The following is a 9233-nucleotide window of genomic DNA, read 5'->3' on the forward strand; positions in this document are numbered from 1 at the left end:
CCAATTGCTATCGCCCCATTCATTCCACACAGGACAAAAATAAAACGGGCTACCATCGCGGCAGCCCGTTTCCCCTATTTACACACAAAAGTTGGCAATGTATGCCTCCTTATTCTTTTACTATCTTTTTCACAAACTCCTGATTATCGGCTTTGACTTTCAGCAGATAAACGCCGTCTGACAACCCGGACAGATTCATCTGAAGTTTTGCAGTATTGGATGCTTGTTGCACATAAACCGTTTGTCCCAACATAGATTCCAGAGAAACCTGAAGGTCAGTCGCTTCAGAACCTAAGTCAACGGTAAGCGTGTTTCTGAACGGATTTGGATAAATGCGGGTAACCACCTGGGGTGTGTTGACACCGGCAGCATTGGTTACTTTCAATACCCCACGGGTAGCCAGTTCGCTTAAGTCCCAGGCAAGATTGGTAGCCGGCTGAGCCGGAATGACTTCTGTAGGAAGGCCTAAAACCGTACCATTTACAATCTTAAACTCGTCTCCTGCGGCAAACGAAGTTCCGTTTAATGCGGTTACCTGAAGTTTTCCTGCCACATTGAGCGTACTGGTCAGAGTCAGCAAATCATTCTTGGCATTGGTCTTATCAATATCCACCGCCCAGATACTTCCGGCCGCAAGATTTACACTATTGTTTACGGTAAGCGTACCCGTTCTATTATTTCCGGTAGAAAGAACACCATCGCTATTTACCGTAACAGCTCCGGATATGATACCGGTTCCGGCCAGTGTACCGCCTGCATTTACGGTTACCGCTCCGGTACCTAAACCGCTTCCGGTTGTGTTATTTACCATCAATGTACCGCCATTTACGGTCGTTCCTCCGGTATAGGTATTGCTATTGGTCAGCGTCCAGGTTCCGGTTCCCTCTTTGACGATGGCTGCCACAGCGCCCGTTCCGCTATATTGGGTATTATTAATTACGCCGCTGAAGGTGGAGTTAGCATTCAGGCCACCCACCGACCAGGTAATCGTACAGGCGGAAGTACCTCCGGCACCCAGGACAGAGGTTGCACCTCCGGTAAGATCTCCGACCGGAATCTTCACATTGGCTGAAACCGGGTACATCATGGTAACCAGGTTATTCAGATATACTTTAGCCAAAGGAAGACCTTTCGTGTTATATGGAATGAAATAACCGCCATCGGCATCGGTAGTCACGTTGATTGTACCGGCAAACTTAGACGCGTCCGATTGCAAATAGTTTCCGATATAATTGATGTAGTAGTTCAGAGTACCGGCACCTGTTAACGACCCTACGATTGTGGACTTTCCGTCAGTTTTCAACGTACCTGTAGCACCCGTTGGTATTACAATGTTCCAGCTTGAAGTATTGGATGTAGTATTACTGTCAAACATAGACAGAGTACCGCCTTTGAAGGTGATGGTATCACCCCCGGAACCCAATCCGCTGGTATTGGCAACATCATTAGCAAGTGTAAGAGTACCGGCGTTGATTTGGGTACCACCTTTGTAATCACTTGCCACAGAAAGCGTCAGACCTCCGGCACCTTCTTTGGTTAGTTTTCCGGCGCCGGTCAGTTTTCCGATTGTCGTCAATGTGGCCGAAGGAAGCACAACAGAGAGGATTCCGCCATTTTGTCCCACGGTGAATCCCCGGTCAGTTGAAGCCGTAGAACCGGTATAGTTAATCCGGCCTCCGTTCATCCGGATGTTTGCCGGAGCATTGGTTGCTGCACCGATAGATGATGCAACACCGCCGTTTGTCAGAGTGCTAAATTCAAGAATACCGCCATTAATAATTGTTTGACCGGTATATTTATTTGAAGTATAAATGCTCAACTTGCCAGTTCCGTTTTTAGTCAACCCTCCTACCCCGTCAATATATCCGGTTCCGCTAAATGAATATCCAGTAGAAGCATCCACATTCACGGTAGCGGGCAATACCCTTTCACCGATAACAACTGTTTTTGTAGTGGCATTATCATTGAACAACACTGAATCATTTGACATAAAAGTCTGGGCGCTTGTATTTTCAATCCAGTTGGCCGTTTTAGCCACGTCCCAACTTGTATTCACGCTTCCACTCCACACCAGATTGGAGGGAGCTTTCACCCGCAATATGATATCGCCGTTCTGATTCAATAACACATAACCCAATGAAGCAGGAATACCCGTAATCGTAATTTTGGCCAGGTCAGAAGGAACGGCACCGGAACAGTGCATTAGTTTATAATCACCGGCTTTAATGGTGCCGTTAACACCGTTGATAGCAAAAGTACTTTTTCCAGAAATGGTCCAGTCTCCATTTACAATGATGGTATCATTTGCCACTACATTTCCGGCTGTGTTCATCACGATATCCAGGTTGTAAGTGACAGCGCCAGACTCTTTCAGGGCTTTGGAAAAAGTCATTTTTGCAGCCTCTCCTGTAGCAGTTCCCGGGCTCAGCGTGGTATTATTGGCCAACGTAACATTGTTTCCAAAGACGCCTTTACCTCCCAGTTTGACAAATGACTTGATATTTACTTCACTGTTTGACAACACGCCATTGTTGTAAAAATCACCTGACCAAACGGTTGTAGCTCCGGTGTAGCTGTTGTTATTGTTCAGTGTCAATATACCTGAGGCCACTTTCTTCATCGTCATGTCTCCGGTTAACCCGCCATCGCCCGAAAGGGTAACGTTGTATGGAGAATTGACTTTTACATTGGCCGGTGACAGACTTCCGAATACGGAAACCGCTGCATTTGCTCCGGCAGAGACATCAAACAGGACGCCATCTCCATTTTTAAACGTCGATACCTGGCTCAGGCTGTCAGTCCACGAAGCCGTTGTATTATTATCCCAGATGGTACCGCTTTTCCAGCGTTTTTCGCCATTATAGGCTGCTGACGGTGGAGGTGTATCCATATCATCCCCGATATAAAAGCCTGCATGTGGTGGTTGGTTGTAACCTGCATTTTGCCAGGCTATCGCATCGCGGTACTGGGCATCGTGCATCAGGGTGTAAAGCCTGTTTGTAGTTGCTATTGTGGTGGTATAAATTCGAAGTTTTGTATTATCGCTAGTGCGCAGAATCAACTCTTCGCGCCAGTCTCCGAGGATGTCGGCTGAAAGGTTTGGAGTAGCTTTTGTGCCATTGTTGGATGAACATCCGGAAGCTGACAATAGAGTTCCAGCACCATATTTTGAGATTGTAATATTATCAAGTAACTCGTCCTGTAAATCGCCATCCCAATATATACGGAAGTTCATGGACGGGCTACTGGTCGCTAAGGTTGCTCCTTTGCAGCTTGAGACACCCGGGCCTGCCGCACTCCACATCTCAAAACCACGGCTCGAAGCATTGACATTCGCAGCCAAACCCCGACCATTATCAGAGCCGGTAAAAGCACCCCACAAAATAGCGCCTGTCTTAGCATCGTGCATCTCATAACCATAAGTAGCACTTGTGCTTTCATGAACTTCCCACACTTCAAGACCTTTTCTGTCAGGGTCAAGGTCTGTCACGTGCATGGCATCACCGTGTCCAAGCCCTGTAGAATACAAACATTTGCCATCATCATCAAATGCCGAGGCTCCATACACAATCTCATCTTTGCCATCGTCATCGATATCGGCCACACTCAGGTTGTGATTACCCTGTCCATAAGCGTTAACGCCGTTAGGTGAATTTGAATCGTATTTCCACCTTTGAGTGATGGTTCCATTTTTATAATCAAATGCAGTCAGGCAAACGCGGGTATAATATCCCCGGCACATCACGATACTCGGGTGTATTCCATCCAGATAGGCAGTACAAGCCAGGAAACGGTCAACACGGTTTCCATAATTGTCGCCCCAAGCAGACACATCGCTGGAAGTAATGCTGCTATTTCGGGCAGGGACAAAATAGGTAGTAGCCAACTCTGCTCCGGTCAGTCCACTAAATACGCTCAGGTATTCCGGACCAAGCAGGATGTATCCGGAGGTATTTCGATAATCAGCAGCATCATTGTCGGAGGCTGCAGGCCCTTTGCTCAGAAAAGCACCCGTTGCATCTTTGGTTCCCGGCGCTGTTTTGACCGCAATTTCCGCTTTGCCGTCACCGTCAAAGTCTTCTACTTCAATATCAACGTAATGCGCACCTGCACGGATATTCTTACCTAAATCAATCGGATATTTCCAGAGGCGGGTTCCGTTTAATTTGTAGCAATCGAGATAAACATCACCGGTATAACCTGATTGAGAGTTATCCTTAGAGTTAGAGGGATCCCACTTTATGATAATCTCATATTCTCCATCTCCATCCACGTCACCAACGCTACAATCATTGGGAGAATATCCGCATTTGGTACCGTCTGGCATGGTCATGGAATCGGGCACTTGCATGGGTATTTCCACGTAATTGTTAGTCCACACAGAAGCCTGGTTGGTTTCGCCTGTTTCTACACCATTAAGTACAGGTTTTACGGCATAAGATGTACCAACCGTCGAATTGTCAGTATAATTGGTTACGGACGAAATAGGCGTAGAAGTAATCTTGACACCATCGCGATAGAGGTTAAATGCAATGTTCTCAGGATCTGTACCCTGTAATCGCCAGGAAAGAAATACCTGACTCGAAGAGGTTCTGACCGCTACCAGTCCGCGGTTTAGTTTTTCCATTTGCCGTTGGCCAAACAGCACTGATGTTGCACTAAAGAAGCAAATCAGAAAAGCTTTAATGTAACTTTTAATCATGAATATCGAGGTTAATAATCGCTTAACGCATTAGTTTTCAGAATACAAAAGAACATCGAAATCCTACTATTTAAAATGGATAAACGTACATATCCCTGAAAATCCATGCATTGCTTTTATTATCCCCGATTGCTTCAACTCTGATGTTTTTGATTCTACATAAAAATCAAAGCGCTGATAAGCATCCATTTGGACTACTTACCAGCGCTTCAGATTTGTCTTTTACAATCAGTAGAACGAGTCAGACTCAGATATGACTGTGGCTTAATTGTGATGCATCATTGCTTCTGTTTTCTGTTTAACTACAGTCTTAACTTCTTCCATTTTTGTTTCGGCCATATGTTTCAGCTCTTCAGCTTTTTCACGCAGATTGTCGGCTTCTTTTTTCATCTGATCCATAATGTCATCGGTAAGGTCTTTAGCACCTTCAGCCAGTTTGGCACGTGTTTCACTACCTTTTGCCGGTGCAAAAAGAATTGCAAGAGCTCCACCAACAATAGCTCCGGCCATTAATGCTCCAAATAATTTCATGGTTTTCATAATTGAATATTTTAAAGGTGAGTAACTTTTCTACAAAACCCAGAGAATACACATCCTTGCGGTGTTGGAACTTTTCAAAGAAATCTTTACCGCTAAATTCATTCAGCGGGTCTATAAGAAAAACATAAAATATTCAGGGTTTGTTCAGCAAAAACAGGGATTAATAAAGCCAAAGCACGATTTGATTTTCAAGCCTGAACCTCCCCTCTTCTATCAGAAATAGACAGGTGCGTGATAACGGTATCTACCGGGCAATTTGAAGTCATACCGCATCAGTATTTCGTGACTGCCGTTGTTGTACCGCGATGTTTTATTCGATAAAGACCAATCATACGAATAACTGATAAAAAATTTCCTGGCCACGTCGAGACCGGCCATTGCACCAAAACCATCTCCCGTACGGTACATCGTACCGATGGTCAGATATTCAGTAATGATCAATCCGGCTGTAAGATCCATCTGGATAGGCGCCCCGGGAGTTACCTTGATAAGCGTAGAGGGTTTAAATTCAAAATCTTCTGACAAAGTGTAAATTCCACCGGTCATGAGATAGTAGTGGCGGCGTTCTTTGAAAACACTCGATAGTACATTCTCACCGTGATAGACATAATTACTTTCAAACAACTTCGGTATGGCAAATCCAGCATAAAACCGATCCCTTGAATAATATGCTCCAAAGCCGACATTGGGCTTGAATTCGTTATTTAATTTCCCCATAAAAGCTTCATCGAGGCTCTCATCCAGTGACAACTCATTCAGATTACTACTCAGGGAATTAAATCCCAGCTTCAAACCGAAAGCCAGCGTACTGAATTCTGTCACATTGAAGCGATAGGCATAATCGACAAACATGGAAGAATTGTGTGAAGGTTCAATCTTATCTTTCATAAAGGTAAGGCCAAAGTTATGCCGCTGATCGGGAATTGGCGAATGCACACTCGCCACCTCCGTGACCGGAGCTCCCTTAAAACCGACCCATTGAGAACGGTAAACCAGGGTAGCAGTCAAAGCATCGCGGCTACCGGCATACGCAGGATTGAGACTCAGCATGTTCTCCACTGTGTGAGTAAACATCGGATCCTGTTGGCAGTATGCCGTTCCGGTGATAAATATCCAGACAACTATTAAAATAGCTCGTTTCATGGCGTCACATTCATTAACCAGAAAAACGAATAACCCTTCCTATCTAAAACAAAATATCTACGCTACCGATTGAGGTAAATGAAACTTTTCTTCACTCTTCCATTTCCCAAATCTAAAATATAGTAATACGTTCCAACCGGCAGTTTCCGACCGCCGATGGTTACTCCAAATTGAGTTTCCCCATTCCAGTCATTCTGATAATTTCTCGCTTCAAAAACTTTATTACCCCAACGGTTATAGATCACTATATGATTGTTGGGATATTTGTAAAGCTCTTTTATGACAAGCCGATCGTTTTTACCATCTCCATTCGGTGAGAAGCCTTCCGGAACGTAAATATCCCAATAGATATGGATAAACACGGTTGCCAGAGAGTCGTCACCATCAACATCGGTTATCTTATAGGTGAAACTGTCGTCTCCCTCAAAGTCTTCCACAGGCATGTAGTAATAGGTTCCATCATTATCAAATTGAATAATAACTCCATGCTTAGGCGGTGTTACCACACTCCATCTGTTTCCTCCATCCTGACTCGGAATATCATTAACCGATACATCATGCTTAAACTCTGTATTCATCTCAATTCTTACCGTATCATTGACTGCAATCGGTATATGATTTTTCTTCAAAACATAGATAAATACAGTCGCCGTACTGGTACCTCCATGTCCGTCTGAAATGGTATAAGTGAAACTATCTGTTCCGCGATAGTCAGGCTCCGGTGTATAGTCATAGCTATTATCCCCCTTAAGGTCAGCAGTACCTTTTCCTGGTTTGGAATTATGGCTTACGCTCAATTGATCACCGTCCGGGTTTTTATCATTAGCCAGTACATTTATATTCAGAGTTGTATTTTCAACCATGTATACCGTATCATTGACTGCAATCGGAGGATCATTGACCGGAATTACCGTGATAAATACGGTTGCCGTATCGGTTGAATGGCCATCGGATATAACGTATATAAACCGGTCATTTCCAACATAATCCACGTTAGGTGTATAGGTCAATGAGTTATCCGCATTTTGAATCACGGTACCGTTAGCAGGTTTTGATATCGAGATAATGGTCAACGGGTCGCCTTCCGGATCTTTATCATTTGCCAAAACGTTAATGGTAACCGGCTTTTCTTCCGGTGTACTCACGCTATCATCGAGTGCGATCGGCCTGTCATTGACCGATGTAATAGTTATAAATACTGTTGCTGTATCGGTCAGTTCTCCATCAGAGATAATATAATCGAACTGGTCATTTCCATGATAATTAGCTGATGGTTTATACGTTACGGTATTATTTGAATTAATTATCACTGTACCATTTGTTGGTTTGGTTGTTTTGATCACTGTCAAAACATCACCATCAACGTCATAGTCATTATGCAGTACCGGAATGATCACCGGTGTATCTTCCGGTGTGCTGACAGTATCATTTACTGCAACAGGTTTGTCATTAACCGGTATGACTGTCACCAATACCGAGGCTGTATCACTCGAATTACCGTCAGTAATCACATAGGCAAATTTATCCTTGCCATTGTAATTCGGATACGGTTTGTAAGTAACCGTATTATCGAAATTCTTTGTTACTGAACCGTGTGCGGGAGCCGATACAGTGGTAATATTCAATGGATCACCATCGCTATCATAATCATTCGCCAAAACATTTATTGTAACCGGGGTATCTTCCAGGGTAACTATTGAGTCATTATTGGCTATCAAAGCACAATTCCTGATAGCTTTGAGATTTATCGTTGTATCCGGAGAAACACATCCCGCAGCGCTTCTGGCCTGAATAACATATTGCCCCGGAGGTAATCCTCTGAAAATCGTAACAGTATCTGTACTTTCCGTTCCATTCATTGAATATCTCAGGCCCGGAACTTTTTTAAGAATGATTGTACCTGTTTGTATCTGGCAACTCGGCTGTACAGCAATTACCCCAGGTGTAGTCGGTGTAATCGGTTGACTGTTGATGAAAATAGTTGTATCAGATATACAGCCATCTGCATTCTTAGCAGATACGTGATATGTTCCAGAGATCAGGTTCGTATAAATGCCGGTTGTATCATAATTCGTTCCATTGATGCTGTATAGTATGCCGGTTACTTTGGCTATTATGATTGTACCCGTAGCTACCTGACAAGTCGGCTGAATGGTCGTTACTTTTGGTACAGCCGGTGTAGCCGGTTGAACATGGATAGTTACAGTGGTATCGTTAGAGATACAGCTGTCGGAATTCATTGCTCTTACACTGTAATTACCCGGCAACAGGTTTGCATAAACTGAGATCGTATCAAAGGCTGAACCGTTGATGCTGTAGCTCATACCAGCAACTTTTGCGATAGTGATGGTACCGGTAGCAACCTGACAGGTCGGTTGGATTGTTTTGACTTGCGGTGCTTTCGGTGTGGCCGGTTGAACGTGGATCGTTACAGTGGTATCGTTGGACATACAGCTATCTGCGTTCATCGCTCTTACACTGTAATTGCCCGGCAACAGATTTGCGTAAACTGAGATCGTATCAAAGGCTGAACCGTTGATGCTGTAGCGCAGACCGGCGACTTTTGAGATCGTGATGGTTCCGGTAGCGGTTTGGCAAGTCGGTTGGATAGTCGTTACTTTTGGTGCTGCCGGTGTTGCCGGTTGAACGTGGATCGTTACAGTGGTATCGTTAGAGATACAGCTGTCGGAATTCATTGCTCTTACACTGTAAATGTCCGGCAACAGATTTGCATAAACTGAGATCGTATCAAAGGCTGAACCATTGATGCTGTAACGCATACCGGCGACTTTTGCGATCATAATAGTACCAGTGGCTGTCTGACAGGTCGGTTGAATGGTCGTTACTT

At 44.3% G+C, this 9233-nt stretch carries 4 protein-coding genes; all 4 read right to left on the minus strand.

Annotated features, from left to right (window positions below):
- Positions 1 to 109: 109 nt before the first annotated feature.
- The gene (locus MLE17_RS18200; RefSeq protein ID WP_243350203.1) at positions 110 to 4702 is read right to left on the minus strand and encodes an autotransporter-associated beta strand repeat-containing protein; all 4593 of its coding nucleotides are present in this window, start codon (positions 4700 to 4702) and stop codon (positions 110 to 112) included.
- Between the two features lie 264 nt (positions 4703 to 4966).
- Positions 4967 to 5242 (minus strand): YtxH domain-containing protein, encoded by a 276-nt coding sequence (locus MLE17_RS18205; protein ID WP_243350204.1) that lies wholly within the window; start codon positions 5240 to 5242, stop codon positions 4967 to 4969.
- Positions 5243 to 5455: 213 nt separating this feature from the next.
- The gene (locus MLE17_RS18210) at positions 5456 to 6385 is read right to left on the minus strand and encodes a type IX secretion system membrane protein PorP/SprF (RefSeq protein ID WP_243350205.1); all 930 of its coding nucleotides are present in this window, start codon (positions 6383 to 6385) and stop codon (positions 5456 to 5458) included.
- Positions 6386 to 6447: 62 nt separating this feature from the next.
- Positions 6448 to 9233: Ig-like domain-containing protein (locus MLE17_RS18215; protein ID WP_243350206.1), on the minus strand; the 2786-nt coding region annotated here is incomplete at its 5' end.

The sequence above is a fragment of the Parabacteroides sp. FAFU027 genome (assembly GCF_022808675.1).
GTDB lineage: Bacteria > Bacteroidota > Bacteroidia > Bacteroidales > UBA7332 > CAXXIC01.

Bases quoted from the DNA above. Each gene is read 5' to 3' on its own strand.
- MLE17_RS18205 (WP_243350204.1), bottom strand. From the start codon at position 5,242: ATGAAAACCATGAAATTATTTGGAGCATTAATGGCCGGAGCTATTGTT.
- MLE17_RS18210 (WP_243350205.1), bottom strand. From the start codon at position 6,385: ATGAAACGAGCTATTTTAATAGTTGTCTGGATATTTATCACCGGAACG.
- MLE17_RS18200 (WP_243350203.1), bottom strand. From the start codon at position 4,702: ATGATTAAAAGTTACATTAAAGCTTTTCTGATTTGCTTCTTTAGTGCA.